Origin of the sequence: Mesorhizobium sp. M8A.F.Ca.ET.057.01.1.1 (assembly GCF_003952565.1) — a bacterium.
Classification (GTDB): domain Bacteria; phylum Pseudomonadota; class Alphaproteobacteria; order Rhizobiales; family Rhizobiaceae; genus Mesorhizobium.
Genome location: NZ_CP034454.1, coordinates 3,849,980 through 3,875,138, shown reverse-complemented (window position 1 = coordinate 3,875,138; position 25,159 = coordinate 3,849,980). Strand labels below are relative to the sequence as shown.

The 25,159-nt window shown below is 62.7% G+C and carries 24 protein-coding genes and 4 pseudogenes; 14 read left to right on the top strand and 14 right to left on the bottom strand.

Annotated elements, in window-relative coordinates; translation table 11 throughout:
• Positions 1 to 48: 48 nt before the first annotated feature.
• Together EJ077_RS18455 and EJ077_RS18450 are read right to left on the bottom strand one after the other, a co-directional pair.
• The gene (locus EJ077_RS18455) at positions 49 to 1,338 is read right to left on the bottom strand and encodes an ABC transporter substrate-binding protein (RefSeq protein ID WP_208695543.1); all 1,290 of its coding nucleotides are present in this window, start codon (positions 1,336 to 1,338) and stop codon (positions 49 to 51) included.
• A gap of 56 nt (positions 1,339 to 1,394) precedes the next feature.
• Complete coding sequence (locus EJ077_RS18450; protein WP_208695542.1) at positions 1,395 to 2,480, bottom strand: ABC transporter ATP-binding protein; 1,086 nt, start codon at positions 2,478 to 2,480, stop codon at positions 1,395 to 1,397.
• 262 nt (positions 2,481 to 2,742) lie between these two features.
• On the opposite strand from EJ077_RS18450, the gene EJ077_RS18445 reads away from it, so the two are divergent.
• A complete protein-coding gene (locus EJ077_RS18445) occupies positions 2,743 to 3,456 on the top strand; it encodes a GntR family transcriptional regulator (protein ID WP_208695541.1) in 714 nt (237 codons plus the stop codon).
• Positions 3,457 to 3,459: 3 nt separating this feature from the next.
• On the opposite strand, the gene EJ077_RS18440 is transcribed toward EJ077_RS18445, so the two are convergent.
• On the bottom strand, positions 3,460 to 4,689 hold the full coding sequence (locus tag EJ077_RS18440) for a GNAT family N-acetyltransferase (protein WP_208695540.1): 1,230 nt from the start codon (positions 4,687 to 4,689) through the stop codon (positions 3,460 to 3,462).
• A gap of 89 nt (positions 4,690 to 4,778) precedes the next feature.
• On the opposite strand from EJ077_RS18440, the gene EJ077_RS18435 reads away from it, so the two are divergent.
• A complete protein-coding gene (locus EJ077_RS18435; RefSeq protein WP_208695539.1) occupies positions 4,779 to 5,837 on the top strand; it encodes a polysaccharide deacetylase family protein in 1,059 nt (352 codons plus the stop codon).
• Between the two features lie 24 nt (positions 5,838 to 5,861).
• Here the strand turns inward: EJ077_RS18435 and EJ077_RS18430 are convergent, their stop codons facing one another.
• Complete coding sequence (locus EJ077_RS18430) at positions 5,862 to 6,077, bottom strand: DUF2842 domain-containing protein (RefSeq protein WP_135932244.1); 216 nt, start codon at positions 6,075 to 6,077, stop codon at positions 5,862 to 5,864.
• Between the two features lie 219 nt (positions 6,078 to 6,296).
• On the opposite strand from EJ077_RS18430, the pseudogene EJ077_RS18425 reads away from it, so the two are divergent.
• Positions 6,297 to 7,321: pseudogene (locus EJ077_RS18425) on the top strand (COX15/CtaA family protein).
• Positions 7,322 to 7,473: 152 nt separating this feature from the next.
• Here the strand turns inward: EJ077_RS18425 and EJ077_RS18420 are convergent.
• From EJ077_RS18420 to speB, 3 genes are read right to left on the bottom strand one after another with little or no spacing between them, the layout of a single operon-like run.
• Complete coding sequence (locus tag EJ077_RS18420) at positions 7,474 to 8,316, bottom strand: aminoglycoside phosphotransferase family protein (protein WP_210212118.1); 843 nt, start codon at positions 8,314 to 8,316, stop codon at positions 7,474 to 7,476.
• Entirely contained in the window at positions 8,313 to 9,239 is a 927-nt protein-coding gene (gene argC / locus EJ077_RS18415) for an N-acetyl-gamma-glutamyl-phosphate reductase (protein WP_208695537.1), read from the bottom strand. Before argC ends, EJ077_RS18420 begins: the two co-directional genes overlap by 4 nt.
• A 30-nt stretch (positions 9,240 to 9,269) precedes the next feature.
• Positions 9,270 to 10,277, bottom strand: coding sequence for an agmatinase (speB, locus tag EJ077_RS18410; RefSeq protein WP_208695536.1), 1,008 nt, complete (start codon positions 10,275 to 10,277; stop codon positions 9,270 to 9,272).
• 123 nt (positions 10,278 to 10,400) lie between these two features.
• Between speB and EJ077_RS18405 the strand changes: the two genes are divergently transcribed.
• Positions 10,401 to 11,609: an acyltransferase family protein gene (locus tag EJ077_RS18405; RefSeq protein WP_208695535.1), complete on the top strand. Its 1,209-nt coding sequence runs from the start codon at positions 10,401 to 10,403 to the stop codon at positions 11,607 to 11,609.
• 94 nt (positions 11,610 to 11,703) lie between these two features.
• Positions 11,704 to 12,762: a glycerophosphodiester phosphodiesterase family protein gene (locus tag EJ077_RS18400; RefSeq protein WP_208695534.1), complete on the top strand. Its 1,059-nt coding sequence runs from the start codon at positions 11,704 to 11,706 to the stop codon at positions 12,760 to 12,762.
• Positions 12,763 to 12,910: 148 nt separating this feature from the next.
• On the opposite strand, the gene rpsI is transcribed toward EJ077_RS18400, so the two are convergent.
• From rpsI to EJ077_RS18385, 3 genes are all read right to left on the bottom strand, one after another.
• Positions 12,911 to 13,393, bottom strand: a complete 483-nt coding sequence (gene rpsI, locus EJ077_RS18395) for a 30S ribosomal protein S9 (protein WP_010915637.1) — start codon at positions 13,391 to 13,393, stop codon at positions 12,911 to 12,913.
• Between the two features lies 1 nt (position 13,394).
• Complete coding sequence (gene rplM, locus EJ077_RS18390) at positions 13,395 to 13,859, bottom strand: 50S ribosomal protein L13 (RefSeq protein WP_010915638.1); 465 nt, start codon at positions 13,857 to 13,859, stop codon at positions 13,395 to 13,397.
• Between the two features lie 214 nt (positions 13,860 to 14,073).
• Complete coding sequence (locus tag EJ077_RS18385) at positions 14,074 to 14,538, bottom strand: PaaI family thioesterase (protein WP_208695533.1); 465 nt, start codon at positions 14,536 to 14,538, stop codon at positions 14,074 to 14,076.
• Between the two features lie 153 nt (positions 14,539 to 14,691).
• Here EJ077_RS18385 and EJ077_RS18380 point away from each other — a divergent pair, with 153 nt between their 5' ends.
• The 6 genes from EJ077_RS18380 (at position 14,692) to EJ077_RS18355 (ending at position 19,074) form a co-directional block, all read left to right on the top strand.
• On the top strand, positions 14,692 to 15,516 hold the full coding sequence (locus EJ077_RS18380) for an enoyl-CoA hydratase (RefSeq protein WP_208695532.1): 825 nt from the start codon (positions 14,692 to 14,694) through the stop codon (positions 15,514 to 15,516).
• A 9-nt stretch (positions 15,517 to 15,525) separates the two neighbouring features.
• Entirely contained in the window at positions 15,526 to 15,948 is a 423-nt protein-coding gene (locus tag EJ077_RS18375) for a VOC family protein (protein WP_208695531.1), read from the top strand.
• Positions 15,948 to 16,724 (top strand): AAA family ATPase, encoded by a 777-nt coding sequence (locus EJ077_RS18370; protein ID WP_208695530.1) that lies wholly within the window; start codon positions 15,948 to 15,950, stop codon positions 16,722 to 16,724. Before EJ077_RS18375 ends, EJ077_RS18370 begins: the two co-directional genes overlap by 1 nt.
• Complete coding sequence (locus EJ077_RS18365; protein ID WP_208695529.1) at positions 16,721 to 17,242, top strand: CoA-binding protein; 522 nt, start codon at positions 16,721 to 16,723, stop codon at positions 17,240 to 17,242. Before EJ077_RS18370 ends, EJ077_RS18365 begins: the two co-directional genes overlap by 4 nt.
• A gap of 195 nt (positions 17,243 to 17,437) precedes the next feature.
• The gene (locus tag EJ077_RS18360) at positions 17,438 to 18,718 is read left to right on the top strand and encodes an O-acetylhomoserine aminocarboxypropyltransferase (RefSeq protein WP_208695528.1); all 1,281 of its coding nucleotides are present in this window, start codon (positions 17,438 to 17,440) and stop codon (positions 18,716 to 18,718) included.
• Positions 18,719 to 18,723: 5 nt separating this feature from the next.
• Positions 18,724 to 19,074 (top strand): cupin domain-containing protein, encoded by a 351-nt coding sequence (locus tag EJ077_RS18355; RefSeq protein WP_208695527.1) that lies wholly within the window; start codon positions 18,724 to 18,726, stop codon positions 19,072 to 19,074.
• Here the strand turns inward: EJ077_RS18355 and EJ077_RS18350 are convergent, their stop codons facing one another.
• Positions 19,075 to 20,139, bottom strand: a complete 1,065-nt coding sequence (locus EJ077_RS18350; RefSeq protein ID WP_208695526.1) for a hypothetical protein — start codon at positions 20,137 to 20,139, stop codon at positions 19,075 to 19,077. It lies immediately after the preceding gene.
• 22 nt (positions 20,140 to 20,161) lie between these two features.
• A complete protein-coding gene (locus tag EJ077_RS18345; RefSeq protein ID WP_208695525.1) occupies positions 20,162 to 21,412 on the bottom strand; it encodes a cytochrome P450 in 1,251 nt (416 codons plus the stop codon).
• Between the two features lie 104 nt (positions 21,413 to 21,516).
• Here EJ077_RS18345 and EJ077_RS18340 point away from each other — a divergent pair.
• Positions 21,517 to 21,732: pseudogene (locus EJ077_RS18340) on the top strand (FAD-dependent oxidoreductase); the annotation flags it as partial.
• Positions 21,733 to 21,789: 57 nt separating this feature from the next.
• Here the strand turns inward: EJ077_RS18340 and EJ077_RS32175 are convergent.
• Positions 21,790 to 21,921, bottom strand: a pseudogene (locus EJ077_RS32175) (sarcosine oxidase); the annotation flags it as partial.
• A 7-nt stretch (positions 21,922 to 21,928) separates the two neighbouring features.
• Positions 21,929 to 22,522: a hypothetical protein gene (locus EJ077_RS18335; RefSeq protein WP_208695524.1), complete on the bottom strand. Its 594-nt coding sequence runs from the start codon at positions 22,520 to 22,522 to the stop codon at positions 21,929 to 21,931.
• 335 nt (positions 22,523 to 22,857) lie between these two features.
• On the opposite strand from EJ077_RS18335, the pseudogene clpP reads away from it, so the two are divergent.
• Positions 22,858 to 23,472: pseudogene (gene clpP / locus EJ077_RS18330) on the top strand (ATP-dependent Clp endopeptidase proteolytic subunit ClpP); the annotation flags it as partial.
• Positions 23,473 to 23,781: 309 nt separating this feature from the next.
• Positions 23,782 to 25,056 (top strand): ATP-dependent Clp protease ATP-binding subunit ClpX, encoded by a 1,275-nt coding sequence (clpX, locus tag EJ077_RS18325; protein WP_023759839.1) that lies wholly within the window; start codon positions 23,782 to 23,784, stop codon positions 25,054 to 25,056.
• Positions 25,057 to 25,159 lie beyond the last annotated feature (103 nt).

Below are 25,159 nucleotides of genomic sequence, written 5' to 3'. Positions count from 1 at the left end.
TCCCCTTCTCCCGCCAGGGAGAAGGGGTAGAGGAGGGCGCTTTTTCCCTTACGCCGCGATGAACTCGTTCCAGCGCTTCACCATGTAGCGGTCCTCGTCCATCACCGAGTTCCAGCAGGCGACCTTGCCCATGCGCTCTTCGAAGGAGCCGCCGTCACGCACGGCGCCGGCCTTTTCCATGACGGTGCCGTCGGGCGCCTTGATCTCGCCCTTGGCCGGCTTGCCTTCGATCCAGTAGCCCCACTCGTCCTCGGACATGAACTTCTTGGCCGAGACCATGTTGGCTGAGTAGTAGCCCTGGCGGTTGAGGTAGCCGCCGACCCAGCCGGACGTGTACCAGTTGATGTATTCATAGGCGGCGTCGAGCTCGGCGCCCTTGAGGTGGGCGGCGAGGCCAAGGCCGCCGCCCCATGAGCGGTAGCCTTCCTTGAGCGGCTGGAAGCGACAGGGAATGCCCTTGGAGCGCACGGCGGCTACCGCCGGCGACCACATGGACTGGATCACGACCTCGCCCGATGCCATTAGGTTGACGCTCTCGTCGAAGGATTTCCAGAAGGCGCGGAACTGGCCGGCTTGCTTGGCCTTGATCAGGAAGTCGATCGTCTTGTCGATTTCGTCCTTGGTCATGTTGCCCTTGTCGGCATATTTGATGTTGCCGGTAGCTTCCATGATCATCGCAGCGTCCATGATGCCGATGGACGGGATGTTGAGGATCGCGGTCTTACCCTTGAAGGCCGGGTCCATGATGTCGGCCCAGGTGGTGATGTCGCGGCCGACGAGGTCGGGGCGGATGCCCAGCGTGTCGGCGTTGTAGATGGTCGGCACCATGGTGAACCAGTTGGTCGGTGCCTTGGCGAAGGTCTTGGAATCCTGCGCCTCGACGTAACCAACGGTGTGCGGCGCGGTACCCTGGGCAATCACGCTGTCGGGTGTGAGTTTGCCGGTTTTGAACAGCGGCACCAGTTCGTCATAGTATTTCAGCTTGCTGACATCCATCGGCTGCAGCACGCCACTTGGGAACACCTTCTTGCAGATCCAGTATTCGATGTCGGCGATGTCGTAGCTGTCGGGCTGGGTCACGGCGCGCTGGGCGGCGGCATCGGAATCGGTCGCGGTCATCTCCAGCGTGATGCCGAGATCGGCCTTGCACTTGTCGGCGATGGCATTGAGGTTCGACACGCCAGTGCCGAACTGGCGCAGCGTGATGTTGGACTGCGCCCAGATGGTCGGAAAGCCTGTGATGGCGCCGGAACCGGCGGCGAAGCCGACCGCGGCGGCACCCGTCTTGAGCAGCGAGCGGCGCGAAATTCCCATTTTTGTTTCAGTCGAATTTGTCATGTTCATTCCCCTGTCTTGTTTTGGTTTGGTCATCGAGTGTTGAATGAAGGCGGTCATCAATTGAGACGGCCAAGAACGACCGCGTCCTGCCGGTCCCAGGCGAGCGGCACGGCGTCGCCGACGGCGACAGGCTTTGCGAAGAAATCGGAATCGTCGACGATCACCGTGAAGTCGTCGATGCCGGCGCCGTTGACCGACAGCTTTACCGAATGGCCGCGATATTCGATGTTGGAGACGATGCCGGTGAAGCCGAGGCCGGGCGCAGGCGCGTCGCCGATGCGCACATGATCGGTGCGGATGGCGATATCGATCGGCGCGCCCGGCTCTCGGCCGTGACCGCAGGCGGCGAGCGAGCCGCCGCCATTGACGTCGAAGACGACCATGCCGTCATGCTCGCCGGTGACCCGGCCGGAGATGACATTGTGGTCGCCCATGAAGCGCGCAACGAAGGCTGTGGCCGGCCGTTCGAACACGTCGCGCGGTGGCGCAGCCTGTTCGATACGGCCCTCATTCATCACCACGATCAGGTCCGCCAAGGCCATGGCCTCCTCCTGGCTGTGGGTGACGTGTACGAAGGTGATGCCGAGCGAGGTCTGCAGTTTCTTCAGCTCGGCGCGCATGCGGATCTTCAGGAACGGGTCGAGCGCCGACAGCGGCTCGTCGAGCAGCAGCGCTTCCGGATTGGTGATCAAAGCCCGGGCGAGCGCCACGCGCTGTTGCTGGCCGCCGGAAAGCTGCGCGGGCCGGCGCGTCGCATAGGCCTCCATCTGCATCAGCTTCAGCATGTCGAGCGCCTTGGCACGGCGCTGTTCCTTGTCGACGCCCTTCATCTTGAGGCTGAAAGCGACATTGTCGACGAGATCCAGATGCGGGAACAGTGCATAGGATTGGAACATCATTGCCGTGCCGCGTTTTGCTGGCGGCAGGTCGGTGACAACAATGTTGCCGAGCCGGACGTCGCCTGACGAGATGCTTTCGTGACCGGCGATCATGCGCAGCGTCGAGGTCTTGCCGCAGCCGGAGGGGCCGAGCAGGCAGCAATAGGTGCCCGCCGGTATCTTCAGGCTGATGTCCTCGACGGCGGTCGTCGTTCCATAGATTTTCGAAACGGACACGATGTCGATCTCGGCGGCTTTGGACATTCAGGCTTCCCCGTTGGCGCATTAACCAAAGCATCATGCGTGCCAATCCGGGCATGTGGGACCAAGTATTTGAATCGTTTAAAGAAATCAGGCTCTTGCCTGCCGCCTATCTTCGAGGCTACTTTGTGCATTGCACAAATTATGAGCTATCGCGCGCGATTTGCACAAAAATCGTATGCAATCTTTTTCGACTTCGTGTTCACTTTGCCTCTCGTGCACGAGCAAGGATTCGCGTTAGGAGAGGGCGGGAACCATCATCGCTATGAACATCACCAATCAGATCTATTCCGCCGCCGACAGCGCCAACCAGGATCGCGCCCAGGCGATTCGCGACAGTCTGCGCGACGCCATCGTCGACCGGAGGCTGGCGCCGGGCACCAAGCTGTCGGAAGGCGAGGTCGGCACGCTGTTCGACGTGTCGCGCACCGTCGCTCGCGCGGCGCTGCAGATGCTGTCTTTCGAAGGGCTGGTGCGGACCGAGCGCAATCGAGGCGCCTTCGTTGCCAATCCATCGCCCGAGGAGGCGCGCCAGGTGTTCGCCTCGCGCCGGCTGATTGAGCCGGGCATTGCCACTGCCGCCTGCGAGCGGGTCACATCAGCCGACATTGTCGCCTTCAGGGCGCAACTCGACGAGGAGGGCCGCTTCATCGCCGAGCGCGGTCCGACGGCGCGGCGTTCCGAAATCAAGGCGTCCGGCGATTTCCATCTGTTGCTCGCCTCGGTCGCCGGCAATGCCATCCTGCAGCGCTTCATGGAGGAACTGGTTGCGCGCTCGTCGCTTGTCATTGCGCTTTACGGACGGTCTGGCGTATCGGCCTGCGGCCACACGGAGCACACGGGTATTGTCGGTGCGCTGGAAAGCCGCGACTCCGGGCTGGTGAGCCGCTTGATGCTGCACCACATCGACCATATCGAGGCTGATCTCGATCTGCGCGTCAGGGCAGGCCCAGCGCTTCGCGAGGCTCTCAATTTCTGACGTCTAGTGTTCGTCTTCCGTGTGAAGGGGGGCCGTCTGTCCGGCTGCCTTGCGGCGCAGCATCTTGGCCAGCTTCCAGATCGTCGGGCTGTTCTTGACAAAGGCCTTCAGTCGCGCGCCCTGGCGAAACGCTTGTCCCAGCGCACGGCCCTTGAACGTCAGCGGCACCAGGACCTCGAAATGCTGCGTTTCGATATCGCACCACAGCCGCTTGTAGGGCTCATCTCCGACGGAGAAATCATAGACCGCGAACCCGCTCTGGCAGGCATTCTGGATGTTGTCGAAGAACAGGAAGTCGCCCGGGCTGGTGTTGGCGAGCTCATCCTCGGCGATCGCTCCGAACTCGCAGATCAGGCGCCGGCCCGAGCGACTCGATCCGGTGACGGCGCGCAGCTTGCCGGCGACCTCTAGCCCGTGCAGCACGAAGCAAGGCTTGTCCTCGACAAGCGCTTGCGTGAACAGCCCCCGGAAGAAAGCGCGTGTCCGGTCGTCACCGAAGACGTTGGCAATGCCCATCTTGCGGAAACGCTGTTCCTTCATCTCGAAGAACGCATCGAGCAGCCTCTCCACCTCGTCGGCTCTGCGCGCCTCGATGCGCCGGTAGCTGCCGACGGCCTCGAACTTGCGCGTCTGCGAACGATGCTTCTTGCGTTTGCGCTTGCCGCTGGCACGCAGCAGCAGCGCATCGAACCCGCCGCTGAGGTCTACGGCCAGCGACAGATTGGGGCTGGCGAAATGATCGAGCGATGCCAGCGGATTGGCGATACCGTCGAGATCGGGCAGCAATCTTTCCAGCGCAACGAGATCGATATCGGGCCGGGACCTGGCGATTGCCGCGAGCATCGTCCGGATGGCCGTGAGGTCGCCGCTCGCCAGCAGTTGCGGCTCGGCGGCGGCGAAATTGCCGTTGGCGTGGCGGCCGCCCATGAACTGGGCAACCCGCAACGGGCCGCGCTTGACCACCTCCAGCGCCAATGCGAAAGCCGGCCTGCCCTCCAGTTCGAGCGTGGCGATGAGCAGATCGGGCTTGACCTCGGCGGCCCAGTTCAAGACCCATGCCGCACTTTGCGCCGGCGCACAGAGCGCCGAACGACAGAACGCCGCATACGCCGCGAGCCCTTCGGCCGCGGCAACGGAAACCGACAGCCCTGCGAGATGCCCGGGCAGTGCGCGTGACGAAGCCTGGATCGCCGCGAGCCGCTTGCCATCAAATGACGCGGTTGCGTCAACCATACCTCAATCCTTAAGGCGTACTGATCCCGATTTGGGGGGCGCTCGGGCGTATTCCGTGCTTGGATAGGCTAGGCGCAAAAGGTGAATGAATGATCGACGGTGGGGAGGCAATCCGGAAACTGGCGCTCAACGTCGCTCGCTATACCGGCCTCGCACCGCTGGCCAGGCCGTTTGTCGGCGGCATCGGCGCCATCCTGATGCTGCACCGCGTGACGGCGACACCCGAAAAGCCCGACAGCGTCAACCGGCACCTCAACATCGCGCCCAGTTTCCTCGATGCCGTGATCGCCGACATGAGAGCGGACGGCTATGCCTTCGTCTCGATGGACGAAGCCGTGGAGCGCATCAAGGCAGGCGGCAAGGGCGGCCGGTTCGCCACCATCACCGCCGACGATGCCTATCGCGACAACATGACCGAGGCCTTGCCGGTGCTGGAGAAGCATGGCGCGCCACTCACCATCTATGTCGCTCCCGGGCTGATCGATGGCACGGCCCACCTTTGGTGGGATGTGGTCGAGGACATCGTCAATGCCTGCGATCGCCTGACCCTGACGACACCGAACGGCCCGACCGTGATCGATTGCGCGACCCCCGTCAGGAAACATCAGGCCATCGCCCGCCTGCATGCCTATTTCACAACCGAGGTCGGCGAGGAGGACCTGCGGAGCGTGCTGCGTGATCTGGCCGCTTCGAATGGGGTCGACGCGGACGCCCCACGCCTGCGCACGCTGATGAACTGGGATGAGATCCGTACCGTCGCCGCGCATCCGTTGGTGACGATAGGCGCCCATACGATCAACCACAGCAATCTGAAGCGGCTTTCTGAGGCCGATGCGCGGCGCGAGATCGGCGCCGTCAAGGATATGATGCGGACTGGGCTTGGCGAGGAGCCGCGCCATTTCGCCTATCCCTACGGCTACGCCAGCGCCGTCGGCTGCCGCGAAGTCGGCTTTGCGCGCGAAGCCGGCTATGCTTCCGCCGTGACCACCCGCCACGGCGTGCTGCGCGCCGAACATGCCGGTTTCCTGCATGCCTTGCCGCGCATTTCGGTCAATGGCCGCTACCAGAGCCTGCACCATATCCGCACCATGCTGTCGGGCGTGACGACGCCGCTCGCCAACGCCGGCAAGATGTTCGTCACGATCTGACGGACTGCCCGGTCCGGGTTGGGCTCAGCGCTTGGCCCTCGGCTCCAGCATCAGCCACTTGATGATGCCCATCGCCGGCAGCACCCAGAGCAGACCGCTGAAGAGAAAGAACAGGAACTGCACCAGCGCGCCCGACTCCGACAGGCGGGCGACCGCGAAGATCGACGCGACCAGCGCGTAGATGATGACCAGCGCCAACAACAGGAACATTCCGATCAGTTTTTTCAGTCGAATGGGCATGGCTTGGCCTCGTTGATGGCTACCGCTTAGGCCGAACGCGGGACGCACGCAACCCGCGACACCGGGCGCGACGGCGTGCCGCGCTGGGCGGCCTTGCCAGCAGGAGTGCGATGGTTCACCAATCCGCGACATTCAACCTGCCGGGATATATCCATGGCCGCCATCATTGCCGCCGCGCCCTATCAGGCCCGCGCCCGCGACCTGCATAACCGGGCGCTCGTGCGCGGCTGGCTGTACGTCGTGCTCGTGGTGCTGTTCGCGCTGGTGCTGGTTGGCGGCGCCACGCGGTTGACCGAATCCGGCCTGTCGATCACCGAATGGCAGCCGATCCATGGCGTCATCCCGCCACTCAACGACGCCGAGTGGCAGGAGGAATTCCAGCGCTATCAGCAGATCCCGCAATACACAGAGCTCAACAAGGGCATGAGCATCGAGGCGTTCAAGTCGATTTTCTGGTGGGAATGGGCGCATCGCCTGCTCGCGCGCAGTGTCGGCCTGGTCTTTGCCTTGCCGCTTCTGGTCTTCTGGGCGACGCGCCGCATCGAGCGCGGCCTTAGACCGAAGCTGGTCGGCATTCTGCTTCTCGGCGGGCTGCAGGGGCCATCGGCTGGTGGATGGTGGCCTCCGGCCTGGTAGACCGCGTGTCGGTGAGCCAGTACAGGCTCGCCACGCACCTGACGCTGGCGGCCCTGATCTTCACCGCGACCATGGTTGTCGCACGGGGTCTCGCTCCTCACTCCGAGCCTGCGGCCGATCGCTCGACGCAGAGATTGGCCGGTTTCATCGTGCTTCTGGCGCTGATCCAGATTTATCTTGGCGGCCTGGTTGCCGGGCTCGATGCCGGCTTGAGCTACAATACCTGGCCGCTGATGGACGGCAAGGTCATCCCCGGCGACCTGCTCATCCTCGAACCGGCATGGCGCAATTTCTTCGAAAGCCCGAAGACGGTGCAGTTCGTGCATCGGCTCGGCGCCTATACGGTGTTCGCAGTGGCGTTGTGGCACATGATCGCGACGCGTCGTCGACTGCCCGGCTCGACGCATGCGCGGCGCGCGACGCTGCTGTTTGCCCTGGTGCTGGTGCAGGCTTCGATCGGTATCGGCACGCTGCTGATGCAGGTGCCCCTGCATATGGCGCTGACCCATCAGGCGTTTGCGCTTGTTGTGCTGGGCTTTGCCGCCGCCCATTGGCGCGGCACCAAGGGCGCCTATCCCTTGCCCAACGAGATTGCCTTCGGACGCTGAGCGCGGCCGATCACATCCAGAATTCGTTGGACTGCGCCGTCTTCTCGCCGTCGAAATCCGCCTGACGCAATGCGGCGGCGGATGGCGTCGACTGGCTCTGACCGGCCTTGGCAGCCTTGTCGGCGTCCGCGGCTACTACAGCTGTCCTTGGGTCAAAAATGAGCCCGCACCGCGCGGATCGCCGCGGCAATAGACAGTTCGCGGTTCTCCTCGACCGCATTGTCGTCCTCATGGTGCCAGGCCGCGGACAGGCAACCATAGGCGATGGCATGATCCAGTATCGCTGCCGGTGATTGTCCCAGCGTCCGGGCAAAGACCTCGGCCATATCTGCGATCCGCTCCGGGGCGAGGCAAAGTGCATCGCGGTCGAGCGGGTTGTAGAACATGTTGGCGGCATCGAAACCGGGATCACCGAGCACGCCCTTCGGATCGATCACCAGCCAGCCGCGCGGTCCCCGCAGGATGTTTTCGTGATGCAGATCGCCATGCAGCGGCCTGATGTCATGCGGATTGGCCAGCAACTGGTCCGCGATGGCGCCGGCCTCGACATAGAGGCTGTCATCGCCGATGCCGCGATCGGTTGCGGCTTTCTTGAAAAGACTGGCGAACCGCTCCCTGAGCGGCTGAAGTTCGGGCGGGTAGGGGTGATCAGATGGCGAAAGCAATTTCGCCATCACATCCGCCGCGATGGCGGTCGCTGCATTGTCACCTTGTTCGTCGAGAACCTGCGACAGAAGTGTGTCCCCGCCATATTCGAGCAGCATGGAATGCCCGTCACGGCCGAGAAGCCGCACCGCGCCTTCGCCGCGCCGCCAGGCAAGGAAATGCTCGCCGCGCAACTCGTCGGCAACGTCGTCGAACGGCTTCAGCGCCTTCACGATCGCCGGTGAGCCGTCCTTGAGCCGCACCTTCCAGATGCGGCTCGAAAAGGTTTCGGCAATGAGTTCGGGATCGCTGACTTGCCAGCGCGCCGGAAAGGCCGGCGCGTCCATCACAGGCCGAGCATCAGGTCCATGTTCTGGACAGCCGCGCCCGAGGCGCCCTTGCCGAGATTGTCGTAGACCGCCAGCAGCAGCGCCTGAGCTCGGCTGTCGTTGGCGAAGACATAGACCTTCATGCGGTTGGTGCCGTTGTAGATCTCCGGATCGATGTCCGGTAGGCGCTCCAGATGCGCATAGGGCGCCACCTCGACCACGCCGCCCTTGATCGCGGCGAAATGGTCCGAAATGGCGGCGTGGAGCTCGGCGCCCGTCGGCACACGGTCGAGACCGCCGAGCTGCAGCGGCACCACGGTGATCATGCCTTGCGCGAAATTGCCGACCGCCGGCTGCATGATCGGATCGTGCGACAGTTTCGCATAGGCCTTGAGCTCCGGCACGTGTTTGTGCTTCAGGGTAAGGCCATAGGGCAGGAATTCCGAGGCGTCCTCGCCCTTGGCGACATAGTCCTCGATCATCGGGCGGCCGCCGCCCGAATAGCCCGAAATGCCGTTGACCGCGATCGGGAAATCCGCCGGCAGCAGGCCGGCGTTGACCAGTGGCCGCAGCGTCGCAATCGGCCCTTGCGGCCAGCAGCCGGGGTTGGCGACGCGCTTGGCCGAGGCGATCTTCTTCGCCTGTTCCTTGTCCATTTCGGCAAAGCCGTATTCCCAGCCGGCGGCGACGCGATGCGCCGTCGAGGCATCGATGACCTTGGTGGTGTCGTTGGCGATCAGCGACACGCTTTCCTTAGCGGCGTCGTCCGGCAAGCAGAGGATGGCGACATCGGCGGCGTTGAGGAATTCGGCGCGCGCCGACGTTTCCTTGCGGCGCTCGGTCGGGATCGAAATGATCTCCAGGTCGCCGCGCTCGGCAAGCAGCGCCCGGATCTGGAGGCCGGTGGTGCCGTGCTCGCCGTCGATGAAGATTTTCGGTTTCATTGCCTGATCAAATTCCCTGATATCGTAGGACTATATGCCGTTGCCGTGATTGACGGCGGCGCCGTTGTGGTTGCCGTTGTTCAGCTCCTCGAGCCGGGCCTTTCGTTCAGCCAGCAGGCCGAGATACTGCATGGCCACCATGGAGCCGGCGATTGCCGTTATATCGGCGTGATCATAGGCCGGCGCAACCTCCACGACATCGGCACCGACAATATCGACCTGATTGAGCTGGCGCAGCGTCGACAGGATCTTCGCCGAGGACGGGCCGCCCGAAACAGGCGTGCCGGTTCCCGGCGCATAGGCTGGATCGAGGCAGTCGATATCGAAGGTCAGGTAGGTCTTCTTGCCGCCGGTGCGATCGACGATGGCGTAGGCGATGTCGGAGGCGCGCATCTCCTCGATCTCATGGCCATAGAGGACCTTGATGCCGAACGTGTCGGGCGCATGGGTGCGGATGCCGATCTGGATCGAGCGGTCGGGATCGATGATGCCTTCCTTGACCGCGCGGCCGACGAAGGACCCGTGGTCGATGCGCTTGCCGTCATCGGGCCATGTGTCCTGGTGGGCGTCGAACTGCACCAAGGCCAGCGGTCCGTGGATGGCGGCATGCGCCTTGAGCAGCGGCCAGGTGACGAAATGGTCACCGCCGAGCGTCAGCAGGAAGGCGCCCGATTTCAGGATCTTGGCCGCTTCGCGCTCGATCGTGCCGGGGGTCTTCTGATGGTTGCCCGAATCGAGGAGGCAGTCGCCATAATCGACCACGGCGAGGTGCTCAAACAGATCGCGCGAAAACGGGTATTGCGGGTCGTTGTCGAGGATCGCCGAGGCGCGGCGGATCGCCTGCGGCCCGAACCGGGCGCCCGGCCGGTTGGTGACGGCGGCGTCGAAGGGAATGCCCCACACCACCGCATCCGCGCCCTTCACGTCCTTGGTGTATTTGCGCCGCATGAAAGACAGCGCGCCGGAATAGGTCGGCTCAAGGGCGCCACCCGTTTTGGAGCGGGCGGTGAAGGCATGGTCGATGTTCTTGGTCGCCATTACGGGTCCTCGTTTTCATCGGGGTGCAACAACTACAGAACCGGCATGGAAGATGCCAGTCACAGCTTGGGGAGACGAAACCGCGCCGCCCGGGCGCCACGGCAAGACAGGATTTGTATCATCATGACGCAGACCGCGTTTCTTAATCCGTCGGATGCCGTGGTGTCGACCCACGCCGGCACGATCGCCGGCGATCGCTTCCAGGTTCTCGATTCGTGGCGCGGCATCTGCGCGTTGCTGGTGGCGCTGTTTCATTTCCCGACCGCATCAGTGATCTCGCAGAGCAGCTTTATCGGTTCGTCCTATCTTTTCGTCGACTTCTTCTTCGTCCTTTCCGGCTTCGTCATTGCCTCCAGCTATGCCGATCGGCTGGGCCGGCCGGAAGAGGTCGCCCGCTTTGCGCTGGTCCGTTTCGGCCGCATTTATCCGCTGCATCTGGTCATGCTTGCCGCCTTTGCCGCCTTCGAGCTGTTGCGGTTGTTGCTGCCGCAACTGCATGGCACGGGGGCTGCTCCCTTCACCGGCGGCTTCGACCTCAAGAGCCTGGCTGCCAATCTCCTTTTGCTGCAAGGTGTCGGCTTCGAGGATCGGTTGACGTGGAATGCGCCAAGCTGGAGCATCTCGGCCGAGTTTTTCGCCTATCTCCTGTTTGCAGGCGTGGTCTTCATCGCAGGCGCACGCGCCTGGATATGGTTTGTCGCCGTCGCCGTTACCGCGCCGCTGTTCCTGCTCGGCTTCTCCACGCATCATATGGACGTGTCCTACGATTTCGGCTTCATCCGCTGCCTTTACGGCTTCTCGCTCGGCGCGCTACTGGCCTGGTTTCAGCATGATTCCATTGCAGGGGCGCGACAGGTCCTGGTCGCAAATGGCCCGCGGATGAGCTGGACTCTTGCCGAAATCGTCATGGTGGCCGTCATCGTTCTCTTTGTCTCGTTGGCGGGTGACAACGACGCCGGCATCGCCGCGCCGCTGGTGTTCGCCCTGGCGTTGTTTCTCTTCGCCCATGAAGGCGGCTGGATCAGCGCGTTGCTCAGGACGCCGTTCATGCTGACGCTCGGCGCGCTGTCCTATTCGATCTATATGGTCCACATCTTTGTCCAGGCGCGCCTGATCAATGTCGCCGGGCTCGTCGAGCGCAAACTCGGCCTCGGCTTGATCGGCGATATCGTGCTGCGGGGCGGTCCCGCGACTGGTTTTGGGCCCGGCTGGACAGGGACAGTAGCGATCGTCGTCATGCTCGCCGCCACCATCGCCATGTCGTGGATCACGTGGCGCCTGGTCGAAATGCCTGCAATGGCCTGGTTCCGCAGGCTGTCGAAGCGCATCTGACCCGCATCGCCGGCCAAACGCTAGCCGGCTTCGTTCACCTGGATGTCACCGAGGTCGCCTATCCCCGGCTCGATCCGGCAAGGAGCGATTCTCGATGCGGACGATCTGGCTGAGCCTTCTGCTTTCCACCGCGCTGGCGGCCGTCTCCGGCCAGGCCTTGGCCGGCGAAGCACGCGCCAGGCAGATCCTCGACCGCTTCGAACATGCCAACCAGTGGCGCGACCATGTCATGGTGGCCGCGCACAGGGCCGGCAGCATGCAGGCCGGCAAGACGCTCTATGCGGAAAATTCGCTCGCGGCCGTCGAAGGCTCGATCGCGATCGGCGCCGAAATCGTCGAGGTCGACATCAGGCGCTCGAAGGACGGCGAGCTCATCGTCATGCATGACAGCTGGCTCGACCGCACGACGACCTGCAAGGGCGAAGTCATCAACTACACGCTGGCCGAACTGAAGAGATGCCGGCTGGTGATCGAGGGCACCCGTGCCGTCACCAACGAGACCGTCTCGACATTGCGCGAGATGCTGATGGCTACGAAGGACAGGATTCTTATAAACCTCGACAACAAGCTCGAAGTGGGCGACCTCCCGGGCATGATCGCGGTGGCGCGCGATCTCGGCATGGCCGAGCAAGTCATCGTCAAGGAAAACCTTTGGAACCAGAACAGGATCACCACGGTGAAAGCCGCCATGGCCGCGGCAGGCGGTGGCTTCCAGTTCATGCCGATCATCGCCGATGACGCCGTGCACGATGCCGGCTTCGCCGAGACCGTCGACCACGCTTTCGCGCCGGGCGCGATCGAGCTGATCAACTGGCGGGCGGGCGCCGAGACGTTGACCGAAACCGGCGGGCCGTTGTTCAGCACCCATATGCGCGCCGAGGCGGTGAGGGGTGACTGGCATATCTGGGCCGACACCTATGCCATCGTCAACAAGCCGGGCGGCTTCCTGGCCGGCGGCCGCGGCGACGAGCTGGCGGTCCAGGCAAGCCTGCCGCGCGAGGCCTGGGGCTTCTGGGCCGATCGCGGCGCCACCATCATCCAGACCGACGAGCCGAAGGCGGCGATCTCTTGGCTGGCGGCGAACGGTTATCGTGTGCCTTATGCCGACGAGAAGCGGCCGGCCGAACCGGCGCATACGGCCAGCATCAATTAGGGCTGAAGCTGCCGATCTCCCTCTCGTGACAGTTGCCCGGCAGGTCGGAGGGCGCTGTCCCACAACCTGTCGATCACTCAAATTTGCAGCCCCAAAAGCAAAAGGCCGCCCGGAGGCGGCCTTTTTCGATACCGGAAATTCGAAACGCTTAGCGCTTCGAGAACTGGAAGGAGCGACGGGCCTTGGCCTTGCCGTACTTCTTGCGCTCGACGACGCGGCTGTCGCGGGTCAGGAAGCCGCCCTTCTTGAGCACGGCGCGCAGCGCCGGCTCGTAGTAGGTCAGCGCCTTGGAGATGCCGTGACGAACAGCACCCGCCTGGCCCGAGAGGCCGCCGCCGACGACCGTGGCGACGATGTCGTACTGGCCCGAACGGTTGGACGCGATGATCGGCTGGTTGAGGATCATCTGCAGGACCGGACGCGCGAAATAGGTCGCGAATTCCTTGTCGTTGACGACGATCTTGCCGGAGCCCGGCTTCACCCAGACGCGCGCGATGGCGTTCTTGCGCTTGCCGGTGGCATAGGCGCGGCCCGACTTGTCGAGCTTCTGGACATGGACGGGGGCCGCGGCCTGGGTGTTCGTGTTCCCGGTGGCGGCGCCCAGTTCTGCGAGCGAGGAAAGCTCAGCCATCTTATGCGACCTTCTTGTTCTTGGAATTCAGCTTGGCCACGTCGAGGACTTCTGGCTGCTGGGCGACATGCGGATGCTCCGCGCCTGCGTAGACGCGCAGGTTCTTCATCTGGCGACGGCCGAGCGGACCACGCGGGACCATGCGCTCAACGGCCTTCTCGACGACACGCTCGGGGAAACGACCCTCGAGCAGCTGGCGCGCGGTGCGCTCCTTGATGCCACCGGGGTGGCCGGTGTGCCAGTAATAGACCTTGTCGGTGAACTTCTTGCCGGTGAACACCACCTTGTCGGCATTGATGACGATGACATTGTCGCCGTCGTCGACATGCGGGGTGAAGGTCGGCTTGTGCTTGCCGCGAAGATGATTGGCGATGACAGTGGCAAGACGGCCGACGACGAGACCCTCGGCGTCGATCAGGATCCACTTCTTCACCACATCCGCAGGCTTCTGCGAAAAGGTTGTCATGTTTTCTGCTCTCGTTTTTTGACCTTCACGGGGAAGGCGTTTCTTGTTGCTTGGATTGGCCAAGGACGTTCATCCGCTGCCAATAACAAAACGGCGGCCTTTGCGGGCCGCTGCTTCGTGAGGGCTTATAGGCGAGGGCGGCGATCGCGTCAAGGCGACGGGAAAGTCATATAACTGAAAAAAATATGTAAAAACAAATGTTAGGCTAAAGGTATTATTTTACCACATCGCTGGTGCGCTTCGGCGGGATCGAGTAGGTACCCGTGGCATGCGCGATCGTGTGTCCATCGGGGCCGGCGACGATGTCGATGTCGAATACCATCAGGCTCTTTCCGAGCTTCAGGATGCGGCAATGCCCGTCGATCGGGCCGGCCTCGGCCTTGCGCACGAAGTTGATGTTGAGGTTGGTGGTGACCGAGAGCGCATCCGGCCCTGCATGGCTGAGTACGCAGACATAGCCGCCAATGTCGGCCAGCGTGAACAGGGCAGGGCCGGACACCGTGCCGCCGGGGCGCAAATGCCGCTCGCCGGCATTGAGCCGCACGATACAGCCGCCGGGAAACACCTCGATCGCCTCATAGGCGGCGGAACTCTCATTGAGTTGCGGAAAGACGCTCTCCATCAACACGTTGATCTGCACTGCGGTCAGCACCGGCTTGAGGTTGGTCTGGGCGGGCATGTCGGTCTCTCATTCTGCGCATGCTTGTATGGGCGCAGGCGGACGTTTCTGGCAACATATACATCGCCCTGGCGCAAGCGATGGGTGTTGGACGAAACCCGATGCGATATTAGATACCCTGCCGGCACGACCGGAATCGCGGAGACCTTAGCCATGGCCGAAATCCTTGCCATCAAGCCTGCTGCCGCCGAAGAGGGCCCGGTCACGACGAGGCTGGACAAGGGCGTGCTGCGCCTGACGCTTGCCAATCCACCCGCCAACGCCTTGTCGCTGGCGGTAATGGCGGCGCTGACGGCGGAACTCGAGCGTGCCAAGGCCGACAGGGCCGTTCGCGTCATCGTGCTGTCGGCAGCCGGCAAGGTGTTCTGCGCCGGCCACGACCTCAAGGAAATGACCGCGCGGCGCGCCGACGCCGATCGCGGCAAGGCCTTCTTCGAACAGACGTTTGCCGCTTGCGCCACGTTGATGCAGACGATCGTGCGCCATCCCCTGCCTGTCATCGCCGAGGTGGACGGCCTGGCGACAGCCGCCGGCCTGCAACTGGTCGCAAGCTGCGACCTGGCCATCGCCTCGCACGAAGCGACCTTCTGCACGCCGGGCGTCAACATCGGCCTGTTCTGTTCGACGCCGATGGTGGCGCTGTCGCGCAACGTCTCGCGCAAGCCGGCGATGGAGATGCTGTTGACTGGCGAGACGATCGATGCGGCAACGGCCAAGGAATTCGGCCTCGTCAACCGCGTCGTGCCGCGTGAATATCTGAATCAGATCGTCACCAAATACGCGCAAACCATTGCGTCCAAATCGTCCTTGGTGGTCAAGACCGGCAAGGAAGCCTTTTACGCGCAGGCTGAAATGGGGCTGTCGGATGCCTATGCCTATACCGGGCGCGTCATGGTCGAGAACATGCTGGCGAGGGACGCGGAAGAGGGCATCGGCGCCTTCATCGGCAAGCGTAAGCCGGAATGGACGGACGAATAGGACGGGAGCATGGAACCGCGCATCTCCATCATCACCGTTGCCACCGACGATCTCGACCGCGCTGTGCGTTTCTACCAGGCGATGGGCCTGAAACGTCATACCGGGATCACCGATGGTGTCGCCTTCTTCCAGATGGGCGGCGCCATTCTGGGCCTGTTCCCGCGCGCCAGCGCCGAGGAGGATTCCGGCATTGTCTTCGCCAAGGCGCCGTCAGCGGTCTACCTCGCCTACAACACCCGTTCCGACGCCGAGGTCGACGAAGTCCTGGCCATGGCTGAACAGGCCGGCGGCAAGATCGTCAAGCCGGCCGGCCGCGCCTTCTGGGGCGGCTGGTACGGCTATTTCGCCGATGCCGATGGACATGTCTGGGAAGTCGCGCACAATCCTGCCTTTCCGATCGCGGAAGATGGCACGATTTCGCTGCCTGGCTGATGGCTTATCGCAAGCAGCTGACACGACTCAAGGCACCGTATCTCAAGCGCGTTCTGCTCGACCCCGGGCGCGTGGTTGACTGGGAAAAATATCCCTGGAACCTGCCGCTGTTTCGCGGCCACGAGTTCGAGCTCCAATTCACCACGCCCATCACCATCATCGTCGGTGAGAACGGCACCGGCAAATCCACGCTGCTCGAGGCGATTGGCGCGCTGGCAGGCTATGACGAGGCAGGTGGCGGCAAGGGCTACCGCCCGGTCGACCATTCCAGCGCCATCGACAAGAGCGGCGCCGCCCTGGCGGACACATTCCGGGGCCACTGGCTGCCAAAAGTCACTGCTGGCTGGTTCTTTCGCGCCGAATCCTTCTACTCGGTGGCCCGCTACCTCGACCAGGCCGCGCTGGATTCTGGCGGTGCGCCACCCGATTTCCTGTCCTGGTCACACGGCGAAGGCTTCATCCGCTTCTTCGAGGAGCGCTGCCGCAGGCAAGGCATCTACATTCTCGACGAGCCCGAAAGCGCGCTGTCACCTTCGCGCCAGATCGAATTGCTGAAGATGCTGCGGCGCATGGACCAATCGGGCACCGCGCAGGTGATCATGGCCACCCATTCGCCGCTGCTGATGGCCTGTCCCGGCGCACAACTGTTCCGCATCAGCCGCTTCGGGCTCGAGCCCTCCGACTTTCGTGATACGGACCACTTCCGCATGCTGCGCGATTTCAGCAATGACCCGGATGGTTTTCTCGCTGAGGCGTTGTATGAGGACGAGGCATGAATCACGATAGCTACGACAACACCTATATCGGCGGCATCCTCAATTCGGTGAAGACCATCGCCATGGTCGGCGCGTCCGCCAATGACGTCAGACCGAGCTATTTCGTGTTGAAATACCTGCTTGCCAAGGGGTTTTCAGTGTTCCCGATCAATCCTGGCCAGGCCGGCAAGGAAATCCTCGGCCGAATGACCTATGCCAGGCTGGCCGACATTCCAGAGCCGATCGACATGGTCGACATCTTTCGCAATGCCGCGGCGGTTCCCGGCATTGTCGACGAGGTCTTGCAACTCGATCCCTTGCCGAAAGTCATCTGGATGCAGCTCGGCGTGCGTCATGACGAGGCGGCCGCACGCGCGGAGGCAGCCGGAATCAAGGTGGTGATGAACCGCTGCCCCAAGATCGAATACGGCAAGCTCTCCGGCGAGATCGGCTGGACCGGTGTCAACTCCGGCGTGCTGTCGTCGAAGAAGCCGCTGATGCGCCAGGGCTTCCAGAGTTTTGGCGTCCGCCAGAAGTGACGTGATCCGGGATTGCTTTTTGGCAAGAGATTCCAGTCCACTGCCGGCGCGCAAAAATTTTTCCGGGAAGCGATTGAGTTTCCCGCGCGTTCATCGCGGATCGCACACCGAAAGGTATTTTCTTCTTTGCATTCCAGGCCGCGCTTCGCCAAGAATGCCCGGCGAATTTTGAGAAAGTTCTTGAGGGAGGTTTCAGTGACCCGTACGCCTGGTTTCAACACGCTCGCCGTCCATGCAGGCGCCAAGCCCGATCCGGCCACCGGCGCGCGCGCCACGCCGATCTACCAGACGACTTCCTTCGTCTTCGACGATGCCGACCACGCCGCTTCGCTGTTCGGGCTGAAAGCTTTCGGCAACATCTACACCCGCATCATGAACCCGACCCAGGCAGTGCTCGAAGAGCGCGTCGCGGCTCTCGAGGGCGGCACGGCTGCGTTGGCGGTTGCCTCCGGCCATGCTGCGCAGGTCATCGTCTTCCACAATCTGATGCAGCCGGGCGACAATTTCGTCGCCGCCAACAAGCTTTACGGCGGTTCGATCAACCAGTTCGGTCATGCCTTCAAGAATTATGGCTGGGAGGTGCGCTGGGCCGACACCAATGATCTCTCGACCTTCGAGAACCAGGTCGACGACAGGACCAAGGCGATCTTCATCGAGAGCCTGGCCAATCCGGGCGGCACCTTCGTCGATATCGAGAAGATCGGCGACATCGCCCGCAAGCACGGCCTGCCATTGATCGTCGACAATACGCTGGCTTCGCCCTATCTCATCCGCCCGATCGAGCACGGCGCGGATATCGTCGTCCATTCGCTGACCAAGTTTATCGGCGGGCACGGCAATTCGATCGGCGGCGTGATCGTCGATGGTGGCACTTTCGACTGGTCGAAATCGGGCAAGTACCCGATGCTGTCGGAACCGCGCCCCGAATATGGCGGCCTCGTACTGCACGAGACTTTCGGCAATTTCGCTTTCGCCATCGCCGCCCGCGTGCTCGGCCTGCGCGATCTCGGCCCGGCAATCTCGCCGTTCAACGCCTTCCTCATCCTGACCGGCCTCGAAACCTTGCCGCTGCGCATGCAGCGCCACTGCGACAACGCGATCACGGTCGCAGGCTGGCTGTCCAACCACCCCAAGGTCGCCTGGGTGAATTATCCCGGCCTGCCCGGCGACAAGAACAATGCGCTGCAGAAGAAATATTCGCCGCTGGGCTCGGGCGCCGTGTTCACCTTCGGCCTCAAGGGCGGCTACGAGGCGGGCATCAAATTCGTCGAGGCACTCGAACTCTTTTCGCATCTGGCCAATGTCGGCGACACCAAGTCGCTGGTCATTCACCCGGCATCGACCACGCACCGCCAGCTTTCCGACGAGCAGAAGGTCAAGGCTGGCGCTGGCCCGGACACGGTGCGGCTGTCCGTCGGCATCGAGGATGTGACCGATATCGTCGCCGACCTCGAACAGGCACTCGCCAAGGTTTGATTGCCATGGCTGAGCCAAAATTCCTTGCCGTCGGCATCGACACTGTCGATGCCGAACACGGCGCGCCAGCGCCGGATCGCCTGATCTCGGGCGATCCGAAATTCCGCACCTGGAACGTCGAAGAGCGCGACGGCGGCCTCTACGCCGGCATCTGGGAATCGACCCCCGGCAAATGGCGCATCGTCTATGACGAATGGGAGTTCTGTCACATTCTCTCAGGCGTCTCGGTGATCGCGGAAGAGGGCGGCGAAGCGCGCACTGTGAAAGCCGGTGACAGCTTCGTGCTGCGGCCGGGCTTCAAGGGAAGCTGGGAAGTGCTTGAAACGACTCGCAAGGAGTATGTGATCAAGCTTTGATCATCTCGCCGGGAACTGGGCGAGGCACGCGTCGGAGGCCTTGTCGTGGGCGGCCAGCAATTCGCCGTCCTGCGCATCGATATCCGCGTCCGATATCTCGTCGCGATAATATTGCGTCAGGAGATCCATCCCTGCTTGCGTGACGCCTTGCGTCGGCAGCTCGCGGGCGAGGCAGCCGCACAGGCCAAGCGCACGGTCCGGCGAACCGGTCTTGCGGTTGGTCAGGATGAAATCCTGCGCTGGACAGGCGTCGAGGAAGGCATCGAAGTCAAGTCGCTGCTGCTGCTGGTCGCCATGGTTGAAATAGGCCGGCTGCCACTGGGTTTTGCCGCTGGCGACGTCGCAGCCGGTGCCGGCATCCTCCGCGTCCTTGACCAGAGCCTGCCACGGCTTTTCCCTATCACCGGTCGGATAGGCAAAATTTTCACTGAAAGAGGCCGCATAGGTGTCGAGATCGGCCTGTGCAAAGCCGATCGTCTGGAACCGGTTGAACTGGCACTGGCATTCGCTGGTCACCCGTTCAGCCTCACCCTCTTCGGGCTGTTCGCTCGATTTGTTTTTTCGGCAGGCCGCGATAAAGGCAGTGCCGTCGAGCGAAGAAGCCGGAAAAGTCGAGCTGTCGGCATAGCGCTCACCGCTCCAACTGGCCAGCGTCTGGTTGAGCTGCAGGTCAATAAAGCCTTTGCGCTTGAAGGCGCCGAGTCCGACCTTGGCCGGGTCTGTCAGCCTGGCGCCGGGAATGTCGCCCAGCACCTCGCGATAGCCGTCGCCCTCCAGCACGAACAGGAACAGCCCGCACTTGACCCCGTCGCAGGCAGGATCCTGCACATAGACATAGATCTCGGAAAATCCGTCGAGGTTGAAATCGACCTCATAGGCCCCGAACCTCTCCGCAGGCACTTTCGCGCCAATCTGGCGTTCGAGCAGCACGCTGGCCAGCTTCCTGGCGATGGCGTCACTGTTTTGCTGCGGGATATTCTCCGTCTGCTGGGCCACGGCGCCAGCCATGCAGCCGAGCAGAATCGTCACGGCGAGCGCGATCGCGCCTCTCGAAAACAATCTCATAGCAAGCCCCAGCCCACTATGGTCAGAAGCGCACGGAGAGCGCCTCCAGCCCATGGAAGTGGTAAGTGTCGCGGAAGCGGGGCTGTTCGGCAAGATGCAGTTGCGGGTACCGCTCGAACAAAGTCTTCAGCGAAACCTGCAGTTCGAGCCGGGCGAGTGGTGCGCCGATGCAGAAATGGATGCCGGCACCGAACGACACGTTCTTTTGGTCCGGTCGGCCGGGCTGGAAGGCAAGCGGTTCGGCGAAGGCGTGCGGGTCATGATTGGCCATGCCGAGCAAAAGCCCGATCGTCTGGCCCGGCCGCACGACGATGCCGGGCGCGATTTCGATTTCCTCATAGGCATAGCGCATGAACATGTGCAGCGGCGCGTCGAAACGCAGGCATTCCTCGACCGTGGCCGCTGTCGCTTCAGGTGAGGTGAAGAAGCGGCGCGGGTCTCCGCCTTGCGCCAGGATGGAATGGACGGCATTGCCGGTCTGGTGCACGGTTGCTTCATGGCCGGCATTGAGCAGCAGGATGGCCGAGGAGACCAGCTCGTCTTCAGACAGCCTCTCACCGTCTTCCTGGGCCGAGATCAGCAGCGACAGCAGGTCGTCGCCCGGGCTCTTGCGGCGCTCGGTCACGTAGGCGCGCAGGAAGTTGGAGAACTCGCCCGCCGCCCGGTTGGCCGTCTCCTCGGTCTCGCGCGTGCGGCCGTGGATGTACATGGCGACCATCTGATGCGACCAGTCGAGCAGTTGCGGCCCCATCTCGATCGGCACGCCAAGCATTTCGGCGATGATGGTGATCGGCAAGGGCGAAGCAAAGGCCGGCAGGAGATCGACGGCCTTGCCTGGTTCGAGACGGTCGATCAATTCGTTGGCGAGCGCCTCGACGCGCGGCCGCAACCGTTCGACCTGACGCGAGACGAAGGCACGGTTGACCAATGTCCTCAGCCGCGTGTGCACCGGCGGCTCCAGTTCCAGCATCGAATTGGCTTCGATACCGTCGAATGCCTTGAGATGGGTCCTATCCTGGCCGACACCGCGGCTGTCGGGAATGCCGGCCGGGTTCTGGCGGCCGAAGCGGCGGTCGCGTAGCAGCCTGTTGACGTCGCCGAAGCCGCCAAAGCACCAGAAGCCGAATTCTTCCCAGAAAAACGCATTCGAGGCGTCGTGCAGGAAGGCATAGGCCTCGTACGGATTCAGGAAGAAGGCCGGTTCGCGCGGGTCGAGCCTAAGCCGGCGAGTGGCTGGATCAAAGGCCAGATAGGCGAGCGTCGATTTGGTCATGCCAGACCCATAGCGCGGCTTGCCAGCCCGGTTCCAGACCGTATGTTGCGTGCGACAGCCCGATTGATTGAGCCAGCCATTAGGGCCGCGGAAGGTCTGAACGGATGAATGTGATCGTTGTCGGCGCGGGTATCGCCGGTCTCTCCACGGCTTGGTCGCTGGTCAAGGCCGGCCACGGCGTGTCGATCGTCGAGCAGGGGCCGATCCCCAATCCGCTGGCGGCATCGGGCGATCACCACCGCATCATCCGCAGCGCCTACCGCGCTGGAACCGGCTATGCGCGGCTGGCCCATGAAGCCCATGAGGCCTGGGAAGCCGTGTTGCCAAAGCCATCGGCGATGGCGCCGGTCTCAAGGCCCGGCTGCGGGCCGAGGTGGCCGCCCCACTGCCGCGCCGAATTTGTAGCCGTGACCGGAACATGCCGAGACGACCAGGCACTTGCCGGTCTCATGCGCCAGGAATTTCTCGTCTGATGTAAAAGTGTAGGCGCAGGTGACCACTTCGGTCACCCTAACCTCAGTTCTGGCAGTGCCTGGGAATATGCACGCGCCGCCAGCCGGACGAGCCTTCGCGCACCAGCACGCGGCGCGCGACGGTCCGGTAGGAGGCGGGAACATCGATGACGCGCCTTTGCTCGGGCCGCACCAGCACCTCCTCGGCGATGCTGTCATACTGCGCCGGAATGACGACGCGCCGCGTGCGTTCGGGCTGGGTCACCACCGTCTCGGCGACGCGTTGGTAGCGTGCCTTGTGCCAGACCTTGCACAGCACCTTGCGGCCATGGATGACGCGCCATTCCCAGGAATAGCCGCCGCCATCGGCCCTGACGGTGTGGTAGACGGTCCGGGTGATTGCCGGCACCACTTCATACCGAACCTGGGCCGGCACTGTCATCACCACGCGCTCCCGCGTGCCGTAGATCGGCGGGTCGTAGTCGACGACCTGCTGGCCGGGAGGGCTGATCATGACGTCCTCGTAGACCGTGTCATAGACATCAGGTGTGCGGACGGGCTCGTAGCATTCGACGGCGCGGCCACCGGCCGCCGTCTGCGAAATCGAGCCGAGCAGGGTCAGCCCGGCAATGGCGAAGCGTGCGGTTTTCCCAGACATGGCACTCCCCCGTTTGAACTGCAGGCAAAAGTTCAACGCTGAATTGTAGGGGCAGCCGTTGCGGAGAAAAGCGGTTTCGGCGCATTTCGTTAAGTGACGAGGTTAAGAAACTGCTACTTGCGGGGGCTGGCTCGGTATTTCGGGTCGGCGTGGCATCAGCTGCTGCTAATCCTTGCCGGGAAGCTTGATTCGACTTACCCAGATGGCTAGGACGGGTCGGCCTTGCACAAGGATGAGCCGGCATCCTATTTACATCGTAACGATCCAGAACCGATTCTGCCCGAGCTGCCAGCCTGTCCGGCGCCGGAATCCCACCGCGAGACAAGAGATATCGAATGAAGAACCCCGTCGAAACCTACATGAACCTCGTTCCGATGGTGGTCGAACAGACCAATCGCGGCGAGCGGGCCTACGACATTTTCTCGCGCCTCCTCAAGGAGCGCATCATTTTCATCACCGGTCCGGTCGAGGACGGCATGGCGACGCTGGTCTGCGCGCAGCTCCTGTTCCTCGAAGCCGAGAATCCGAAGAAGGAAATCAACCTCTACATCAATTCGCCGGGTGGCGTCGTCACCTCGGGCATGGCGATCTACGACACCATGCAGTTCATCAAGCCGGCCGTGTCGACGCTGTGTATCGGCCAGGCGGCCTCGATGGGCTCGCTGCTCCTGACCGCTGGCCACAAGGACATGCGCTTCGCCACGCCGAACGCCCGCATCATGGTTCACCAGCCGTCCGGTGGCTTCCAGGGCCAGGCGTCCGATATCGAGCGTCACGCCCAGGACATCATCAAACTGAAGCGTCGCCTCAACGAGGTCTATGTCAAGCACACCGGCAAGAGCTATGACGAGATCGAGAAGACGCTCGACCGCGACCATTTCATGACCGCCGACGAGGCCAAGGATTTCGGCCTGATCGACAAGGTCATTTCGTCGCGCGAGGCGGCCGAGGGGCGTTGGCATAAAGGCTGGTTGGCAGTTGGATGGCACCATAACGCGCTTTTGGCGTGTCTTGCGTCATTTCGGCCACAATTGGCTGTTCCCTCGGAGGTCGGGATTGCCTACGTTAAGGCTATGTTGATTTTCGACGGCTTAGCTTTGCATGGGGAAGCTGCGAATCATTGCCACGTTTTCTGATTTGTGTTTCGTACGGAATACGTTGCGGGAGCCGGAAGACTGGCGGCGGCGGATTCCCGCGATAAATAGAGTATGCGCCCTTTCAGCCAGACCATCGGCGGGCGGCCATGAAAGGACATGAAAATGAGCAAGGTCGGCAACAACAGCGGTGATTCCAAGAACACGCTTTATTGCTCGTTTTGCGGCAAAAGCCAGCACGAGGTGCGCAAGCTGATCGCCGGCCCAACGGTGTTCATCTGCGACGAGTGCGTCGAGCTGTGCATGGACATCATCCGCGAGGAGAACAAGACCTCGATGGTGAAGTCGCGCGAGGGCGTGCCGACCCCGCAGGAGATCCTGAAGGTTCTCGACGACTACGTCATCGGCCAGCCTTACGCCAAGCGCGTGCTGTCGGTGGCCGTGCACAACCACTACAAGCGCCTCGCGCATGCCGGCAAGAACAACGATGTCGAGCTGGCCAAGTCCAACATCCTGCTGATCGGCCCGACCGGCTGCGGCAAGACGCTGCTGGCGCAGACGCTGGCCCGCATCATCGACGTGCCCTTCACCATGGCCGACGCCACGACGCTGACCGAGGCCGGTTACGTCGGCGAGGACGTCGAGAACATCATCCTCAAGCTGTTGCAGTCGGCCGATTACAATGTCGAGCGTGCCCAGCGCGGCATCGTCTACATCGACGAGATCGACAAGATTTCTCGCAAGTCCGACAATCCCTCGATCACCCGCGACGTGTCGGGCGAGGGCGTTCAGCAGGCGCTGTTGAAGATCATGGAAGGCACCGTCGCTTCCGTGCCGCCGCAGGGCGGCCGCAAGCACCCGCAGCAGGAGTTCCTGCAGGTCGACACCGCCAACATCCTGTTCATCTGCGGCGGCGCCTTTGCAGGCCTGGACAAGATCATCTCGGATCGCGGCAGGAAGACCTCGATCGGTTTTGGCGCCATCGTCGCGTCGCCGGAAGATCGCCGCACGGGTGACGTTTTCCGCCTGGTCGAGCCTGAGGATCTGCTGAAATTCGGCCTCATTCCGGAGTTCGTCGGTCGTCTGCCGGTCCTGGCGACGCTCGAAGATCTCGACGAGCCGGCACTGATCCAGATCCTGACCGAGCCGAAGAACGCGCTGGTCAAGCAGTATCAGCGCCTGTTCGAGATGGAAAATGTCGACCTGACCTTCCACGAGAATGCGCTTTCGGCGATCGCCAAACGCGCCATCGAGCGCAAGACCGGCGCGCGTGGCCTGCGTTCGATCATGGAAGCGATCCTGCTCGACACGATGTTCGAACTGCCGGCGCTCGAAGGCGTGCGCGAGGTGGTGATTTCGGAAGAAGTGGTGACCGGCAGCGCCAGGCCGCTCTACATCTATTCCGAACAGAAGGAAAAGAAGGGCAATGTCAGCGCCTGATATGGCTCTTGGCCCTATATTTTTGTGGAACGGCGCCGTTGCGGCGCCGTTTTGCTGTGACGGGCATGCGGCCTGAGCCATGGAGTGGATTTGCGGACGTGTT

Excerpts from the sequence above, each read along its gene's own strand:
- EJ077_RS18455 (WP_208695543.1), bottom strand. The coding sequence starts at position 1,338 with ATGACAAATTCGACTGAAACAAAAATGGGAATTTCGCGCCGCTCGCTG.
- EJ077_RS18450 (WP_208695542.1), bottom strand. The coding sequence starts at position 2,480 with ATGTCCAAAGCCGCCGAGATCGACATCGTGTCCGTTTCGAAAATCTAT.
- EJ077_RS18445 (WP_208695541.1), top strand. The coding sequence starts at position 2,743 with ATGAACATCACCAATCAGATCTATTCCGCCGCCGACAGCGCCAACCAG.
- EJ077_RS18440 (WP_208695540.1), bottom strand. The coding sequence starts at position 4,689 with ATGGTTGACGCAACCGCGTCATTTGATGGCAAGCGGCTCGCGGCGATC.
- EJ077_RS18435 (WP_208695539.1), top strand. The coding sequence starts at position 4,779 with ATGATCGACGGTGGGGAGGCAATCCGGAAACTGGCGCTCAACGTCGCT.
- EJ077_RS18430 (WP_135932244.1), bottom strand. The coding sequence starts at position 6,077 with ATGCCCATTCGACTGAAAAAACTGATCGGAATGTTCCTGTTGTTGGCG.
- argC (WP_208695537.1), bottom strand. The coding sequence starts at position 9,239 with ATGAAACCGAAAATCTTCATCGACGGCGAGCACGGCACCACCGGCCTC.
- speB (WP_208695536.1), bottom strand. The coding sequence starts at position 10,277 with ATGGCGACCAAGAACATCGACCATGCCTTCACCGCCCGCTCCAAAACG.
- EJ077_RS18405 (WP_208695535.1), top strand. The coding sequence starts at position 10,401 with ATGACGCAGACCGCGTTTCTTAATCCGTCGGATGCCGTGGTGTCGACC.
- EJ077_RS18400 (WP_208695534.1), top strand. The coding sequence starts at position 11,704 with ATGCGGACGATCTGGCTGAGCCTTCTGCTTTCCACCGCGCTGGCGGCC.
- rpsI (WP_010915637.1), bottom strand. The coding sequence starts at position 13,393 with ATGGCTGAGCTTTCCTCGCTCGCAGAACTGGGCGCCGCCACCGGGAAC.
- rplM (WP_010915638.1), bottom strand. The coding sequence starts at position 13,859 with ATGACAACCTTTTCGCAGAAGCCTGCGGATGTGGTGAAGAAGTGGATC.
- EJ077_RS18385 (WP_208695533.1), bottom strand. The coding sequence starts at position 14,538 with ATGCCCGCCCAGACCAACCTCAAGCCGGTGCTGACCGCAGTGCAGATC.
- EJ077_RS18380 (WP_208695532.1), top strand. The coding sequence starts at position 14,692 with ATGGCCGAAATCCTTGCCATCAAGCCTGCTGCCGCCGAAGAGGGCCCG.
- EJ077_RS18375 (WP_208695531.1), top strand. The coding sequence starts at position 15,526 with ATGGAACCGCGCATCTCCATCATCACCGTTGCCACCGACGATCTCGAC.
- EJ077_RS18370 (WP_208695530.1), top strand. The coding sequence starts at position 15,948 with ATGGCTTATCGCAAGCAGCTGACACGACTCAAGGCACCGTATCTCAAG.
- EJ077_RS18365 (WP_208695529.1), top strand. The coding sequence starts at position 16,721 with ATGAATCACGATAGCTACGACAACACCTATATCGGCGGCATCCTCAAT.
- EJ077_RS18355 (WP_208695527.1), top strand. The coding sequence starts at position 18,724 with ATGGCTGAGCCAAAATTCCTTGCCGTCGGCATCGACACTGTCGATGCC.
- EJ077_RS18350 (WP_208695526.1), bottom strand. The coding sequence starts at position 20,139 with ATGAGATTGTTTTCGAGAGGCGCGATCGCGCTCGCCGTGACGATTCTG.
- EJ077_RS18345 (WP_208695525.1), bottom strand. The coding sequence starts at position 21,412 with ATGACCAAATCGACGCTCGCCTATCTGGCCTTTGATCCAGCCACTCGC.
- EJ077_RS18335 (WP_208695524.1), bottom strand. The coding sequence starts at position 22,522 with ATGTCTGGGAAAACCGCACGCTTCGCCATTGCCGGGCTGACCCTGCTC.
- clpX (WP_023759839.1), top strand. The coding sequence starts at position 23,782 with ATGAGCAAGGTCGGCAACAACAGCGGTGATTCCAAGAACACGCTTTAT.